This is a genomic window from Psychrobacter sp. HD31, assembly GCF_051097895.1.
In the GTDB taxonomy this organism is placed as follows: Bacteria; Pseudomonadota; Gammaproteobacteria; order Pseudomonadales; family Moraxellaceae; genus Psychrobacter.
The window spans coordinates 221,615-239,042 of the sequence record NZ_CP142525.1 but is presented as its reverse complement, the minus strand read 5'-3'; the positions used below and the strand labels follow the sequence as shown (position 1 = coordinate 239,042).

At 41.2% G+C, this 17,428-nt stretch carries 9 protein-coding genes, 2 tRNA genes and 3 rRNA genes; 2 read left to right on the top strand and 12 right to left on the bottom strand.

The annotated features are described in order from the left end of the window. The first annotated feature begins 71 nt into the window (after positions 1-71). Positions 72-548, top strand: coding sequence for a transcription elongation factor GreA (gene greA, locus VH441_RS00975; protein WP_434353627.1), 477 nt, complete (start codon positions 72-74; stop codon positions 546-548). Between the two features lie 170 nt (positions 549-718). Here the strand turns inward: greA and VH441_RS00970 are convergent, their stop codons facing one another. Then, positions 719-2,119 (bottom strand): 3-oxoacyl-ACP reductase, encoded by a 1,401-nt coding sequence (locus tag VH441_RS00970; protein ID WP_434353626.1) that lies wholly within the window; start codon positions 2,117-2,119, stop codon positions 719-721. A 272-nt stretch (positions 2,120-2,391) separates the two neighbouring features. Here VH441_RS00970 and VH441_RS00965 point away from each other — a divergent pair, with 272 nt between their 5' ends. Continuing rightward, complete coding sequence (locus VH441_RS00965; RefSeq protein WP_434353625.1) at positions 2,392-3,687, top strand: acetyl-CoA C-acetyltransferase; 1,296 nt, start codon at positions 2,392-2,394, stop codon at positions 3,685-3,687. Between the two features lie 323 nt (positions 3,688-4,010). Here the strand turns inward: VH441_RS00965 and VH441_RS00960 are convergent, their stop codons facing one another. The 11 genes from VH441_RS00960 to VH441_RS00910 form a co-directional block, all read right to left on the bottom strand. Then, positions 4,011-7,208, bottom strand: coding sequence for a TonB-dependent receptor domain-containing protein (locus VH441_RS00960; protein WP_434353624.1), 3,198 nt, complete (start codon positions 7,206-7,208; stop codon positions 4,011-4,013). Between the two features lie 215 nt (positions 7,209-7,423). Continuing rightward, positions 7,424-7,537, bottom strand: a 5S ribosomal RNA gene (gene rrf / locus VH441_RS00955). A gap of 145 nt (positions 7,538-7,682) precedes the next feature. After that, positions 7,683-10,532, bottom strand: a 23S ribosomal RNA gene (locus VH441_RS00950). A 313-nt stretch (positions 10,533-10,845) separates the two neighbouring features. Next, positions 10,846-10,921 (bottom strand) — tRNA-Ala (locus VH441_RS00945). A gap of 1 nt (position 10,922) precedes the next feature. Continuing rightward, positions 10,923-10,999, bottom strand: a tRNA-Ile gene (locus VH441_RS00940). Positions 11,000-11,059: 60 nt separating this feature from the next. After that, positions 11,060-12,593 (bottom strand): 16S ribosomal RNA (locus VH441_RS00935). Together the 16S, 23S and 5S rRNA genes with 2 tRNA genes alongside form the textbook arrangement of a ribosomal RNA operon. A 733-nt stretch (positions 12,594-13,326) precedes the next feature. After that, positions 13,327-14,130, bottom strand: a complete 804-nt coding sequence (locus VH441_RS00930; protein ID WP_434353623.1) for a glucose 1-dehydrogenase — start codon at positions 14,128-14,130, stop codon at positions 13,327-13,329. 158 nt (positions 14,131-14,288) lie between these two features. Further along, complete coding sequence (locus tag VH441_RS00925) at positions 14,289-14,756, bottom strand: GrpB family protein (protein WP_434353622.1); 468 nt, start codon at positions 14,754-14,756, stop codon at positions 14,289-14,291. Positions 14,757-14,863: 107 nt separating this feature from the next. Further along, complete coding sequence (locus VH441_RS00920; RefSeq protein WP_434353621.1) at positions 14,864-15,421, bottom strand: hypothetical protein; 558 nt, start codon at positions 15,419-15,421, stop codon at positions 14,864-14,866. A gap of 402 nt (positions 15,422-15,823) precedes the next feature. Continuing rightward, positions 15,824-16,303: a hypothetical protein gene (locus tag VH441_RS00915; RefSeq protein ID WP_434353620.1), complete on the bottom strand. Its 480-nt coding sequence runs from the start codon at positions 16,301-16,303 to the stop codon at positions 15,824-15,826. A 314-nt stretch (positions 16,304-16,617) separates the two neighbouring features. Further along, a complete protein-coding gene (locus VH441_RS00910; RefSeq protein WP_434353619.1) occupies positions 16,618-17,226 on the bottom strand; it encodes a hypothetical protein in 609 nt (202 codons plus the stop codon). Positions 17,227-17,428: the final 202 nt, after the last annotated feature.

Here is a 17,428-nt window from a genome sequence, read left to right as displayed (position 1 = left end):
TTACTAAATTAAGTAAACAGACACCATCTCATCGAGGTGGTGTTTATTTTTGTTTTACAAGAGGATTTATTATGCAACGCTTCCCTATGACACCACAAGGTCATGCCGCTTTGGAAGAAGAGCTAAAGCAACTTAAAACTGTCGACCGCCCGCGTATTACTGCTTCTATTGCCGAAGCACGTGAACACGGCGATTTAAAAGAAAATGCCGAGTATCATGCTGCCCGTGAGCAACAAGGTTTTTGTGAAGCACGCATCCGTGATATTGAGGCAAAACTGGGTGGCGCTCAAGTAATCGATCCAGCAAGTTTGCCAAATGATGGACGTGTGGTTTTTGGTGTTACCGTTGTTATCGAAAACTTGGATACCGAAGAAGAAAAACGCTATAAAATTGTTGGTGATGATGAAGCTGATTTTAAAGCCGCTAAGATTTCTATTAATTCTCCGATTGCTCGTGGCTTAATTGGTAAATCTGAAGGCGATGAAGCTCGTATCGAAACGCCAAGTGGCGTTGTAGAATATGAAATTATGGAAGTGATTTATCAGTAAAGCGGTTGATTAGTATTACTGCTATATTGCTAAGCAATTGGTTAGCTATAATACTAACTCACACCTACTAAAAAACTGATATTAAAAAAGGGCTTGATTAATAAATCGAGCCCTTTTTTAATATAACAAATAAGTTGAGATGGCTAGCCATCTAGCCAAAAGTGTAAGTGTTATGCACCTAATAGGCTTTGACCACAAACACGCACAACATTGCCATTAACACCACCTGATGCCGGTGACGCAAACCATGCAATGGTTTCTGCAACATCTACTGGCAAACCACCTTGGCTCATCGAATTCATACGACGACCCGCTTCACGAATCGCAAATGGTATTTGAGCCGTCATTTGTGTTTCAATAAACCCTGGTGCCACCGCATTAATTGTCATACCTTGATCAGATTTTGCAAATTGTTTTGCCGTTGCATTTACTAGCCCGATTACACCAGCTTTTGAAGTGGCATAGTTTGTTTGCCCTAAGTTACCAGCAATACCAGAAATCGAAGACACGCAAACAATACGTGCGTTATCCGTTAACGCATTGTTATCTAATAGGTATTTATTAACACGGGCAATACTTGCTAAGTTAATATCTATCACCATATCCCATCTTTTTTCATCCATTTTTGCCAGTGTTTTATCTCGAGTAACACCCGCGTTATGGATAATTGCATCTAAGCCATTATGCTTGGCTGCTTCTGCAGCAATTTTTTCACCAGCATCTTCGGCAGTAATATCAGCAGCTAAGCTTGCACCGCCAATTTCACCAGCAACTTTTTGCAAGTCCTCTAACAATGGTGGGATATCTAAACAAATAACGTAAGCACCATCACGTGCCAAAGTTTGTGCGATTGACTTACCAATACCACGGCTAGCACCGGTTACAACCATAGTTTTACCAGCCAATGGTTGATCCCAATTAATTGCTAGCGATTCACCTGCACCGACTCTAACCACCTGACCAGATACATAAGCCGAACGTGCTGACATAAAGAAGCGTAAAGTTGAATCGAGGTTAGATTCTTGCCCTTCGCTAACATAAACAAGCTGTGCCGTAATGCCTTTTTTAAACTCTTTACCAACAGACTTTATAAACCCTTCTAAAGAGCGTTGAGCAATTGCAAACTCGATGTCTTCAATTTCTTCTGGTGGTCTACCAATGATAATAACTCGACCAGATTTTTCCACACGGCGGGCAATAGGATGGAAAAACTCATAAACCTCTTTTAAGTCTTCTGCATTTTTAATATTAGTTGCATCAAAAATAGTAACTTTATATTTATCTGCACCACCGGTGTATTCTTGTACTTTTGCGCCAGCTTCATCAAGTTTTGCTTTTAAAGCACCTGCTTTTGTTACAAAAACATTTGCTTTGGCTTCAACCACAACCCGGGCAATAGCGTCACTTACTTTGTTATCATCGCCAGACGCAACACCAACTAACACGTCACCACCAGCAAGTGCTGATCCTTTTTTATATCTATCTAGCTTCATAGGCATAGGTAAGCCTAAGTTTTTGGCAACAGTTTGACCCATTGGTGATTGAATAAAACTTCCATAACGATCACTCATCGTATACTTCCTTCAATAAAATAAAATTGTTGTTTAGTTAAAATCTATAGTCATAATAATGCAGTTATTTACGCCATCTTTCAAGTATTACGATGTAATATGTTTAGACTGGCTAATTCACAAAAAATAATAGTAAAGATGAAACAACCAAATCTAATACTAAATGATGCGTTCATGCTTTACGCTTGCCAACTAATAGACATATGCTAAAATCGATTTGCAAAATTTTTGTTTGTTAACTTAACACCCAATCAATTAATAAAGGATATTTCATGTCAGACAATAATACGATTCGCAAAGTTGCCATTTTGGGTGCAAACCGCATTCCATTTGCACGTTCAAATGGTCCTTATGCCAATGCAAGTAACCTTGATATGCTAACAGCCGCATTAAATGGTCTTGTAGAACGTTATGATTTGCAAGGTAAGCAAATTGGCGAAGTGGTTGCAGGTGCTGTGTTAAAACATAGTCGTGACCTTAATCTAACACGTGAAGCAGCATTAAACACCGCCCTATCACCTGCAACACCTGCCTATGATATTTCACAAGCATGTGGTACTGGTTTACAGTCAACATTTGCAGCAGCAAATAAAATTGCGTTAGGCATTATTGATTCTGCCATCACAGGTGGTGTTGATACCACTTCTGATGCTCCAATTGCTGTTGGTGATAGCTTACGTAAAGCCATTATTAAACTTGGTGCTGCTAAAACTGGCAAACAACGCATGCAAGCATTGATGGGTATTAATCCAAAGGATTTAATTGATCCACCGCAAAATGGAGAACCGCGTACCAAGTTATCAATGGGTGATCATCAAGCAATCACCACACTTGAGTGGGGTGTCACACGTGAAGAGCAAGATGAGCTAGCAGTTAATAGCCACAAAAACTTAGCTCGTGCATACGAAGAAGGCTTTATGGCAGATTTAATGACACCATTTAAAGGCTTAACCCGTGACAACAACTTACGCCCAGATAGCAGCCTAGAAAAACTTGCAACACTTAAGCCTGTTTTTGGTAAAAAGAATGCAAATCCAACGATGACAGCCGCTAACTCAACGCCATTAACAGATGGTGCTTCATGTGTTTTAATTGGTAGTGAAGAATGGGCAGAACAAAATGGCTTACGTCCTTTAGCTTATATTACGCATCATGAAACAGCAGCAGTAGACTTTATCGGCAAATCTGGTGTGACAGAAGGGTTATTAATGGCGCCAGCTTATGCTGTTCCACGAATGTTGCAACGTGCTGGATTAACTTTACAAGATTTTGATTTTTATGAAATCCATGAAGCTTTTGCTTCACAAGTTCTATCTACACTTAAAGCATGGGAAGATGATACTTTCTGTCAAGAAAGATTAGGACTAGAGGCACCATTAGGCTCAATCGATAGAAGTAAACTTAATGTCAATGGTTCATCACTAGCAGCTGGTCACCCTTTTGCGGCCACTGGTGGGCGTATTCTTGCCACTGCCGCTAAATTACTTGATCAAAAAGGTGGTGGTCGCGCTCTTATTTCTATTTGTGCCGCAGGTGGTCAAGGCGTTACTTGTATTTTAGAAAGATAAGATAAGGTTTATCTTTAAAAAAGCCTCTAAGAATATTTAGAGGCTTTTTTAATAACCTTTATTTAAGCTAATACAATAGAATAGTATCAGGCAGCAATAGCGATGTAAAAGTGCTTATTGTTAAATTATAAGTAGCAAAAACTAAATTGATATAAAACTAAGCCCAAAAAAACCGCCCCTCACTAACGCAAGGGGTGGTTTTGGTGTAACTGTTAGGTTACGGAATAATGAGCTGACGATTACCATCTACTCTCACATGGGAAAAGCACACTACCATTGATGAGAAGCAATTCTAATTTCTAGAATGAGACAATTATATATTACTAAAACTTAAACTCTGCTTTCGCGGTTACGCTTCTTCCAGGTGCTGGCATCAACGATCGACTCAATGGATCAATATAGTATTGATCTGTTAAATTAGCTCCAGTTAACTCAAAAAACATATTATCATTTACTTTATAGTTCATAAAACCATCAACTGTTAGAACATCTGACCAATCTAATGGCGTATTAAATATAGAGACACCTTCATTACTATTACCATAATTGCTGACATTCATTTCTTTATCAGCACCAGAATGATAATGTAATCGTGTACCAATGGTAAGCTTCTCATCCATCAAACGCTTACCTAATGTCAAATCAGTTTGCCAATCTGGCTGTCCCATGTTTTGTAAATATCCAAAATTAAAACCATATTTAACACAATCTGGTACTTGCCCATAATAAGGGTCTTCTTGCATGGCATATTGTGCATCGCATACTTCATTTTTAAAGTTGTGAGTAAAACTTAAATCGCCAAACCAATCGCCATTATCATATCTACTTTGTACTTCCAGCCCCTGTATGGTTTGATGATCAAAATTTTGTAATTTAAACTCAGCATTACGATCTATCACATCATCAATACGGTTGTTGAAGAATGCTAATTTAAAATCAGCATGACGAGCATCTTTCAACCAAGGAGTTAAGTCTTGTACATAGCCAATCTCAAAGTTAGTACCTTTTTCTGGTTTAACAGGACTAGAGTCATCAACATGTTCTCCAAAACCACCAGGTAATAAAGAAAAACCTAAGGTTGCCTCATATATGCTTGGCATACGTGTGGTTTGAGCATAACGAGCATAAACACGCGCACCGTCATTAATTTTATACGACAACGCCAGACTAGGATCTAAAGCATGATCTTTTACTTTTTGTAAAGATTGGAGTCGATCGCCTACTGTTGAGTCTTCATAAATAGGGATGCCACCTCCACTACCCTTTAATACGCCTGAAGTACCAATCTCTTTTAGCTTAGCAGGAGGAAGCCAACCATTTGCCTTAGCTTCGCCATTAAAGAATATGTTGCTATCTCGGCTCAGATTACCTTTATCATCCGCCTGCCAAACAAAATCTTTCTTAAGGTATATGGTGCCTTCATTTCCACCTTCAATATCACTCACCTCACCCTGTGCAGAACCATAGTTAGGATAGCTACCTGTTTCATTTCTAAAGGTGTTAGTATAGTCATAGTAACTAGAATCACCATTTTTATAAGACTGATAGGCATCTTGAATGGTTTGATTGGCTTTCTCATAATAATTTATTTTAATACCAGATAGCTTTTGCCCTTTATTAGGATATTTCCCCTCTTTTCTACCTTCATTTACTAAATCATCAAAAGTCCAATACTCTTTATAGTCTAGCCCTGCTTGTACTCGCCACTTGTCTGATGGTTGCCAATTCAGAACTGTACCAATATTCCATTCCTCACGGCGTCCCTTACGAGGTAAAGCGACAAAGCTGAATGCTGCTTTATCTTGTATTTCATCAGTTTCTAATTTCTCTTTTTGCCAATTTCCAGATACGGTTGCATCTAGCTGATCAGTAATTTGTGCAGTATTACTTAAACTAATGCCAACTCTATCATTATGGGTTTGCATATATGCATCCGCTTTTTTTATCGTATTGGCACCGTAAAGCGTACTCAACTGACCACACAAAGTATAAGGATTATATAAGTTGTATGGATTTTGTCCGCAGTTAGCAACTTCAGGGAACCTGTCACCATATCTATCAGTTAATGCATCAATATAAGCAGTCAATGCATCAGGATTACTAAATATTGAGTAACTGGGTGGACCAACTAGAAAATAAGGATACCCACCTGAATTATTACTATTTATTTGACTTTCTGTTTGCCAAAGATTGGCTGTTAAATCTACCCATTTATTATTTTTGGGATCAAAGCGATATTTAATATTAGCAGCATCAATTTCGACATTACTTAATGGCCACTGTGGAACGCGTCCAGTAACATCATAAAGACCACCTTTTATGCTTTCACCAGCAACCCTTGACGGCATAATATCACCATACGTTGTTTCACTATGGCGATAACCAAGTTGAATTGCTTGATCATCACTAGGACGGATAGACCCTTTGAGCAAGTAAGAGTCACTTTCGTTTGAAGTATTTGGTACTTCTCTACCAGGCAGATAAACATCTGCCATGTACGCAGTAAAATCACCTGTCTTACGGTTATTTCTATCAACATCAGTACGATAATCATCACTATTATGCTTACCAGCATAATAGTTACCACGATTACGACGAGTATAAGCGGCTAAACCATCTACTTTAATACCTCCTATCTCACTTCTTCCTGCCATAGCAATACGAACAGCCTTATCACCAATAGAAAGAGGATTACTGCGATTATCTGCTACTTTACTCGTTTCAATACCAAGGTTAGATTTTCTTGGCAATTCTCCACTGAGGTTTAAAAAAATATCACGTAACTGCTCAGCAGATTGCCTTTGGTAACTACCTTCTTCATATAAATCCGGATTGTACTGATCTTGAACTGGATACAAGTCGTTATCTTCTGCATGTATCACATCCACACTATTATAGTCAATAGCATTGGCATCTGTAGCATTATTACCAACTATGCCTTTGATACTAAAACCAAAATTTTCACCACCTATTAATACATCATCAACATTTAACGTATTAATGGTAACAGCTCCCCCAACCGATGAACGAATTCCTTTTTCCATAGAAGGACCTTTGCTAACTTTTACGTTACTAATTAACAATGGATCTATGTAGTTACGGTTATTTGCACCATTATAACCACGATAAACTGTAATTGCCTGTTCCGTACCATCAATAGTGACAGGAACTCGTCCTTGACCTTGAATCCCTCTTACATTAGGATCAATTGCACCACTGTTACGAGCGTCTCCACTTTCTACACCTATCATGCCTTTAAAAATGTCTGCTGGTGACTCGCCCATAAAACGTTCTAACTCTTCTTTGTCTTTATAAGTACTGGACTCATTTTTATCATAAACATCCTCTTCTGATATCTCAGTCAAGAGTAAATCACGCTTTGCAACTAACTCAATCGTTTCTAAGGTTGCTGATGGCATCTCTTCTTGATTTTCATTAAATGGTGTTTGTGCAGCTGCAGCATGCATTAACATACTAATTGAGGCAGCTAAAAGAACTTTTGGGGTAGTTAACTGTTTCATTTTTTGCTCATACTTGAATTTTTAAGGGAGAAATAATTGTTAGAACTACTAATTGAAAACGCATTATAACGCTAATGATAATCTTTATCAATAAAGTATTGTTTTACTAATACGTTGAGATTTAGATAAAAACAACAATAAAAAACCAAGCAAAAAAACCGCCCCACTCAGTGAGCGGGGCGGTTTTGGAGTAACCGGTTGGGTTACGAATAAGGAGCTGACGATGACCTACTCTCACATGGGCGAACCACACTACCATTGGCGCGAAGACGTTTCACTTCTGAGTTCGGGAAGGGATCAGGTGGTTCCATCTTGCTATTATCGTCAGCGAAGGGGTTTTAACAACAGCAACCGACTAGGTTGCTAGTAGAAATGAGTTTTATATATGTCTTTCGACTTTCAAGATTATTATCTGATATCAAGCTTATGATGATATCGAAATTATATTAACTATATAAACCATTTTGGTATTGTATAGTCAAGCCAAACGAGCAATTAGTATCAGTTAGCTACACATATCGCTATGCTTCCACACCTGACCTATCAACGTCCTAGTCTTGAACGGCTCTTAAGGGAAATCTAATCTTGAGGTGGGCTTCCCGCTTAGATGCTTTCAGCGGTTATCCCATCCGAACGTAGCTACTCGGCAATGCGACTGGCGTCACAACCGAAACACCAGAGGTTCGTCCACTCTGGTCCTCTCGTACTAGGAGCAGATCCTCTCAAATTTCCAACGCCCACGGTAGATAGGGACCGAACTGTCTCACGACGTTCTAAACCCAGCTCGCGTACCTCTTTAAATGGCGAACAGCCATACCCTTGGGACCTGCTTCAGCCCCAGGATGAGATGAGCCGACATCGAGGTGCCAAACACCGCCGTCGATATGAACTCTTGGGCGGTATCAGCCTGTTATCCCCAGAGTACCTTTTATCCGTTGAGCGATGGCCCTTCCATACAGAACCACCGGATCACTAAGACCTACTTTCGTACCTGCTCGAGTTGTGACTCTCGCAGTTAAGCGCGCTTTTGCCTTTATACTCTTTGAACGATTTCCGACCGTTCTGAGCGCACCTTCGTACTCCTCCGTTACTCTTTAGGAGGAGACCGCCCCAGTCAAACTACCCACCATACATTGTCCTCAGCACTGTGAATGCCTAAGTTAGAACCTCAACATAACCAGGGTGGTATTTCAAGGATGGCTCCACGCAATCTGGCGATCACGCTTCATAGCCTCCCACCTATCCTGCACAGGTTAGGTCAAAGTTCAATGTAAAGCTGTAGTAAAGGTTCACGGGGTCTTTCCGTCTAGCCGCGGGTACACAGCATCTTCACTGCGATTTCGATTTCACTGAGCCTCTGCTGGAGACAGCGTGGCCATCATTATGCCATTCGTGCAGGTCGGAACTTACCCGACAAGGAATTTCGCTACCTTAGGACCGTTATAGTTACGGCCGCCGTTTACTGGGGCTTCGATCAAATGCTTCGCTTACGCTAACATCATCAATTAACCTTCCAGCACCGGGCAGGCATCACACCCTATACGTCCACTTTCGTGTTTGCAGAGTGCTGTGTTTTTAATAAACAGTTGCAGCCACCTGGTATCTGCGACTGCCAACAGCTCATGGAGCAAGTCCAATCACCGTCGGCAGCGTACCTTCTCCCGAAGTTACGGTACCATTTTGCCTAGTTCCTTCAGCAGAGTTCTCTCAAGCGCCTTGGTATTCTCTACCTGACCACCTGTGTCGGTTTCGGGTACGATTCGTTTGTGACTATCGCTTGAAGCTTTTCCTGGAAGCATGGTATCTACCACTTCGCTAGTAAACTAGCTTGCTATCAGATCTCAGTATATAAGTGCCCGGATTTGCCTAAGCACTAAACCTACATCCTTTCACCTGGACAACCATCGCCAGGCTGATATAACCTTCTCCGTCCCTCCATCGCATCACAAACAAGTATAGGAATATTAACCTATTTCCCATCGACTACGCCTTTCGGCCTCGCCTTAGGGGTCGACTCACCCAGCCCCGATTAACGTTGGACTGGAACCCTTGGTCTTCCGGCGAACGGGCTTTTCACCCGTTTTATCGTTACTCACGTCAGCATTCGCTCTTGTGATACCTCCAGCATGCCTTACAACACACCTTCATCGGCTTACACAACGCTCCCCTACCACTTGAAACAAATTTCAAATCCGCAGCTTCGGCTCCTAGTTTGAGCCCCGTTACATCTTCCGCGCAGGCCGACTCGACTAGTGAGCTATTACGCTTTCTTTAAAGGGTGGCTGCTTCTAAGCCAACCTCCTAGCTGTCTATGCCTTCCCACATCGTTTCCCACTTAACTAGGAATTTGGGGCCTTAGCTGGCGGTCTGGGTTGTTTCCCTCTCCACTACGGACGTTAGCACCCGCAGTGTGTCTCCCGGATAGTACTCATAGGTATTCGGAGTTTGCATCGGTTTGGTAAGTCGGTATGACCCCCTAGCCGAAACAGTGCTCTACCCCCTATGGTATTCGTCCGAGGCGCTACCTAAATAGCTTTCGGGGAGAACCAGCTATCACCGAGTTTGATTAGCCTTTCACCCCTATCCACAAGTCATCCCCTGGCTTTTCAACGACAGTGGGTTCGGTCCTCCGATGCCTGTTACGGCACTTTCAACCTGCTCATGGATAGATCACTCGGTTTCGGGTCTATACCCTGCAACTATTCGCCCTATTAAGACTCGATTTCTCTACGGCTCCCCTAAATGGTTAACCTCGCTACAGAATATAAGTCGCTGACCCATTATACAAAAGGTACGCCGTCACGGAACAAGTCCGCTCCGACTGCTTGTATGCACACGGTTTCAGGTTCTATTTCACTCCCCTCACAGGGGTTCTTTTCGCCTTTCCCTCACGGTACTGGTTCACTATCGGTCAGTCAGGAGTATTTAGCCTTGGAGGATGGTCCCCCCATCTTCATACAGGATTTCTCGTGTCCCGCACTACTTAATATGCTTCCTAATAGATTTCGGATACGGGGCTATCACCCACTATGGCCAGCCTTCCCAAGCTGTTCTCCTATCTATAAGTCCGTCGGCTACTCCCCGTTCGCTCGCCGCTACTTGGGGAATCTCATTTGATGTCTTTTCCTCGGGGTACTGAGATGTTTCACTTCTCCCGGTTTGCCTCTCTTACGAGATAACTAGCTTATGCTAGTTGGGTTTCCCCATTCAGAAATCTCCGGATCGTAGGATATTGCCACCTCCCCGAAGCTTATCGCAGGCTATCACGTCTTTCATCGCCTCTGACTGCCAAGGCATCCACCATGTGCACTTAATTACTTGACTATACAATCCAAAATAGTTTGCAATGTATAGGTAATTTAATTAACGATATCACCATTTGTGTTGTTATCTATCTTCCAATAAATAACGCGCTTGATTCAGTTCTCTTTACTTTTCGATAGTTAACGGTGGGATAACATTACAATGTCATTCCGTTAACTATCAGGTTAAACACATTCTTGTTGGAACAGTGTGTTTAACCCAGACTCATTTCTATGTTGTTAAATAGTTTATGATGCTCTCTTCAAGTCATCATGTTCTTTCTGCTTTCACAGATATAAATAATCTTCCCAAATTACTTATATCTGTAAATTAATGGTGGAGCCAAGGAGAGTCGAACTCCTGACCTCCTGCGTGCAAGGCAGGCGCTCTACCAACTGAGCTATGGCCCCATGGTGGGTCTAATAAGACTTGAACTTATGACCCCCGCGTTATCAACACGGTGCTCTAACCAGCTGAGCTATAGACCCTTATAGCTTACTTCTTAAAAAACAACTTGTTGTGAATTCTTGCCAATTGAATGCTTTCGTTAAGGAGGTGATCCAGCCGCAGGTTCCCCTACGGCTACCTTGTTACGACTTCACCCCAGTCATCAACCCCACCGTGGTGAGCGCCCTCCTAAGTTAGGCTACCCACTTCTGGTGAGATCAACTCCCATGGTGTGACGGGCGGTGTGTACAAGGCCCGGGAACGTATTCACCGTGGCATTCTGATCCACGATTACTAGCGATTCCGACTTCATGGAGTCGAGTTGCAGACTCCAATCTGGACTGAGATAGGCGTTTTGAGATTGGCATCACATCGCTGTGTAGCTTCCCTTTGTACCTACCATTGTAGCACGTGTGTAGCCCTGGTCGTAAGGGCCATGATGACTTGACGTCGTCCCCGCCTTCCTCCAGTTTGTCACTGGCAGTCTCCTTAGAGTCCCCACCATTACGTGCTGGCAACTAAGGATAAGGGTTGCGCTCGTTGCGGGACTTAACCCAACATCTCACGACACGAGCTGACGACAGCCATGCAGCACCTGTATCACAATTCCCGAAGGCACTCTCGTATCTCTACAAGATTCTGTGTATGTCAAGACCAGGTAAGGTTCTTCGCGTTGCATCGAATTAAACCACATGCTCCACCGCTTGTGCGGGCCCCCGTCAATTCATTTGAGTTTTAACCTTGCGGCCGTACTCCCCAGGCGGTCTACTTATTGCGTTAGCTGCGTCACTAAGTCTTCATGAGACCCAACGACTAGTAGACATCGTTTACGGCGTGGACTACCAGGGTATCTAATCCTGTTTGCTACCCACGCTTTCGAACCTCAGTGTCAGTATGATGCCAGGAAGCTGCCTTCGCCATCGGTATTCCTCCAGATCTCTACGCATTTCACCGCTACACCTGGAATTCTACTTCCCTCTCACCTACTCTAGTTTAACAGTTTCAGATGCAGTTCCCAGGTTAAGCCCGGGGATTTCACATCTGACTTATTAGACCACCTACGCTCGCTTTACGCCCAGTAATTCCGATTAACGCTCGCACCCTCTGTATTACCGCGGCTGCTGGCACAGAGTTAGCCGGTGCTTATTCTGCAGTTAACGTCATGACTATAGGGTATTAACCTATAGCTGTTCCTCACTGCTTAAAGTGCTTTACAACCAAAAGGCCTTCTTCACACACGCGGCATGGCTGGATCAGGGTTGCCCCCATTGTCCAATATTCCCCACTGCTGCCTCCCGTAGGAGTCCGGACCGTGTCTCAGTTCCGGTGTGGCTGATCATCCTCTCAGACCAGCTACAGATCGTCGCCATGGTAGGCCTTTACCCCACCATCTAGCTAATCCGACTTAGGCTCATCTAATAGCAAGAGCACAAAGTGCCCCCTTTCTCCCGTAAGACGTATGCGGTATTAATCCGAGTTTCCCCGGGCTATCCCCCACTACTAGGTAGATTCCTAAGTATTACTCACCCGTCCGCCGCTAATCGGGTCTAGCAAGCTAGACCTTCATCGCTCGACTTGCATGTGTTAAGCCTGCCGCCAGCGTTCAATCTGAGCCATGATCAAACTCTTCAGTTTAATCTTTGTTGAGACCTTTTAAGATGGTCCCTAATCTTGGCTCATTCGTACTTTACTAGCATATTTACTTAAGTATGTTCGTATATGAATTAACTTTGAGTATTTCTACTAATTTCGTCGAATGATTATCTTTTTAAAGTCATTCTAAATTAGCAAAAATCCACACAAGTTGTTTTTTAAGTTTGTTTTTAATGAGTTAGATTACCTTCGTCAGGTTAATCTTTACCCCCTTTGTCTTCAACGTATGCTGTGCGACTCAGGGAAGGCATATTATATAGTGTTTATCTCTCGTGTCAACACTTTTTTACGCCTTTTTAAAGTTTTTTCGCTTCGCTTTTCTTTGTTTTAAGCTTAACTCAATTTCACTTTAATTTACGCTACAAAACTTCGCTTTGTCAGCTCTGCCCCGTTTGCGTGAGGGCGTATTATACGCAGTTTTTTTAGGTTGGCAAGGGGTTTTTTATGTTTTTTTGAGGTTTTAAACAGTTTTTTTTTAAGGGGCTGGTTCGAAAGGGGTTTTTGCGGTGGGGTTTGATTCCTAAGAAGGTGGTATTATATATTAGCTATCCCTTACCTTTGCGTAGCTCGGTTTTGCTTTGTTAAGAACACTCTATGCGAGTTATCCGTTATAACTACCTAAATAACAGATAAGAGGTTTTTACGACATTAACAAACCACGGATTTATTTTACCTAGGTAATGTTTCCCTTTTTATTACTAACCTAACTTATATATTATTTAGCCGATGGAGCTGCAGTACTGCCAGCAAGAATGCCCCCATCTATATTAAGCTCAATACCGGTTACATACCTAGATTCATTTGAAGCCAAATATAAAGCAGCATAAGCAACATCCTTTGGTTCTCCCATAATACCCAGTGGTACACCAGCAGAGATTTCTTTTATTGTCGTTTCTCTTTGTGCTCCTTCTCCAAGCATGGTATCCCATATTGGTGTAAAGATTGCGCCAGGATGTATTGAATTACATCTAATAGAATAGTTTTTTTCTGCACAGTACAATGCGACTGATTTTGTATGGTTTCTGACAGCGGCTTTACTTGAGGCGTATGCCGTTGCGGCAGGAATCCCAACAATACCGGATCTTGATGAGATGTTTATAATACTGGCATGGTTAGCGCTTTTCATTAGTTGAATGCCGTATTTACAACCCAGTGCCACACCATCTAAATTTGTTGCGTGCACCTTGTGCCAACTATCCATATCAAGATTCTCTGGATCATGAGGACCTTGAGTTTCAAGAAAACCAGTTATCCCAGCATTATTAACAAGAACATCTAAATGCCCATATTCATGTTTAATAAACTTTACAGCGCTTTGCCACTCTGATTCTTGTGATACATCTAAATGAATATATTTAGCATTGACGCCAATCTTGTTCGCTACCGCTTGCCCTTGCTCGTCATTAATATCAGATACAATAATTTGCGCCCCTTCATCAGAGAATAACTCAGCAATTGCTTGTCCAATACCTCTAGCAGCACCGGTAATTAATGCAACCTTTCCTTCAAGTCTGGACATAACCTCTCCTTCTAACTAACCTAACGCTCTATTAAAATGGCATAGTACAAAGGTCAAATAACGCAATACCACCGTTACCACAACCACCTCCATCATTAAAACTTATACATAGTAAAAGTACCACACAAGACAAATCGCTTTTAAGCCGTTTGTTATACCTACCCTAAAACGAGCTCAATAAAAGCTGATTTTTTGCGACGATACGCCTCGTGAGTAAAACCCGTACAAGATACTTTTAGTTCATTGTATTTTTGAACAAGTGCAGGGTTTGCGCAAAGCTTGTCTCTAAACTCGACAAAAACGTCAAACTGCGAACCTATCGCAACAATTTGGAAAGCGACATCATCGCCAGAAGTACTTTCTAACATGCAAAGCTCGGAGGTTCTTAACGTATCAAGTTTTTTATTGAAACCCAAGGTGGAAAGTACCTCTATTGATTGCTCTAATTTATTACCGTCAACACCCACAAGTATGTCTAAATCGCCCTTAGATACGGCATTAGGGATAGACGAAGCGCCAATATGCTCAATTACAGCATCTGGCAATAACGCAGTTATCTTAAGTTCGTACTTACGATAAAGCGCTTCACAACGTGCCTGATATTCACTTGCTTTGTAAAACTTCATATTTTCTCTTCATATGTTATGACTCAAATCCACATTATAATGCCCACAACATCGGCAAGATTAGCGCAAAGCAGAAAACCACCCCCACAATATGCGATTGTTAGTTTTTACTTGCACTTAACTGTTTTTTCAATTGCCTCAGCCCATGCAGATTTCCTATCAAAACCGTCAACAATACCTTGGTTGCTATGACTTCCTGTAAATGCACCCATTCCATGCTGAATCATATATGTCGGGTGATATGATGGTAGCCCTCTAGCAGTTAAGGCATCACATACCTTTGCATTATTTTGCCGGATTGCATTGACTTCTGATTGGAGAAGAAAAATCTGTTGTTCTGAAAGTCCATTTAATGTGTTCATACGGAGGACTATAAGACCTTGATGTGCGGTTTTGTCGCTGACTCTTTTGGTGTCATAGATTCCATATGTCATTGCAGCGTAGTACATTTCTGCGGCAGTTGAATAATTTTCGTCATTTAAACACTTTTTCATCCCCACAAATATATCAGCTGGATTTTGACTTGAAAGAAGCTGATTAATAACCGTACAAGATGCCGGCTTTGGTGATTCTAGGTTGCCTTTGCTTTGGTAGTTGGTAATATTTGGATTACTTGCACATGAGGCAACAACCATAGATGCGAGTATTATTAAAATTTTATTCATATGATTAATTTTCCTTGAAGGCTAATAATTTATTAAAATTCAATAGTAGCAAGGATATTAATTTCTAACAATGTAAACAATGCAATAAAAGCTATTTCATTGCATTAATATTTAAGCATAATGTATACAATCAGTAGGTCTAAAGGCACTTAGATAGATGGTAGCTGGATTTGGTGGGGGCAGAAACGTAACTCGACACGCAAAAAATTTCAGAGTTATTATATCGGCGTGTTACAACGACAGATAATTTCTGATGAAATCATCCTTTTCTAACACGACCTACTTGGCTTTTTGAAGATTAACTCCGCTAAATGTTAAATTTATATAGAAACTGTCTTCCAATAATATCGCAAAGCGATTTCAAAAACGAAAACAGAAAGCTGTCCATTTTGCTTAAACTTGTTAAATACTTTGCGCATATTTCGATTTTCTCCAAAGACGAGCAAACTCAGCCAGCTGCTCACGATTTTTTGAAAAATATTCTAGCCAATATTTTTCGCAATTATGTGGGTAACCTAGTAGATTAGCAAAACAATCGCTAATAAGCTCAGATATAAAACTATCTGAAATATCTATGTTAGGCCATTGCGCTGATATTTCCTGTACTTCCTCTGGATAGAAACCTAATAACGTATGGTACTCCCAATATGGGTTATCTTTAACTTCATTATCTACGAAGAATGGCCCGTTTGCAGAAGCATTAAGGCATTCCCCAATTGCAACGATAAGTTCCTTAGATATATCAAACTCTTCCTTTTTTTCAGGTGGGCTAATCCAAGGTCGATATGAGCGAAAATCACATTCAGAATTCCAGCAACAATAATAGCCTCCTGATTTACCTAAATCACTTTTACATTTGGGGCATTTAAGAATTGCGCTCATATACTTTTATATACCTAACAATTTATTATTTTGTCATCCTAGCATTGATATAAATCACTGACAATATGAACATAGCATGAAAGCAGGTAAGTCGTGTTAGCAAGGCACTGAGGTAACTCGACAACCAAAACAAAATTAAAACTATATTGTCGCTTTACGACTTTTAACCAATTTTTAACGAAATTGCTAAAAATTCTAACACGACTTACTTAGCTGAACGCTGGTTTTCAAGCATACTAATCTATCATACTCAGAAAACGCATCAAGGCATTCTCCTCGATACTCTCTCATAACTATCCTTTACTTGTAACGCCTCAGTCATACGCCGCTATAGCGGTCGGCTGAACTGGCTTGTTATCTCGTTTGTTAATTTCAGCACCCAATCCATCATACTTTACACAAGTAGGTTTCAATTCCAACAGACTAGATAATGTGATTGTTTGTTGCTCTGGCAGTTTTTCATTTAGCACGGATGTAGAAAGAATATAAAAGTCCCATTGCTCTAGATTCAGTGGATTTACTGACGACATATCTTTGTGTGCGAGAACACAAAAGACATAAATATCTGCCTTCCTAAATTTCTCTTCATTTCTTGCTTGTGATGTGCCAGTAGGCTGAATACCAAAAGAGATTCTAGAAAGCTTATTTTGTTGCCAACTTTGCAAGTAAGATGAGGATTTAACCTCTATTTTTAACCCGTTTAAGGCCACAACATCAACTTCATCCCACTCTTCTCTGAGACTTGATAGAGCATCAATGCTAGAAGCCACAATAAATTCCGCTAACTTCCCACGAAGCGCATTTCCTAGCAGGTCAGAACTTGACCATTGCCAAAAAGACAGAACATCAAAAGCTAGTTTTGAGCCTTCATAAGTAAAAGGTTCATCGCCTTTTTTCAATTTTGTGTCCGTTGCGTCTATCACTCTGTACGGCTCCTTTCGAGATAACGCCCAGCTAAGCTGCATTTTTCCGTTTCTTGATTTGTTTGTTATGCATGTGGCTCCCCGAATTCAAATTCATACGATTCGCACAATATATCCAATACATCATCATAGGTTAAAAAATGAAGTGCCTGTGCTTAGAAATAACTTTTCCTCCAGAATTTCGCAACCAATCTGGCTCATG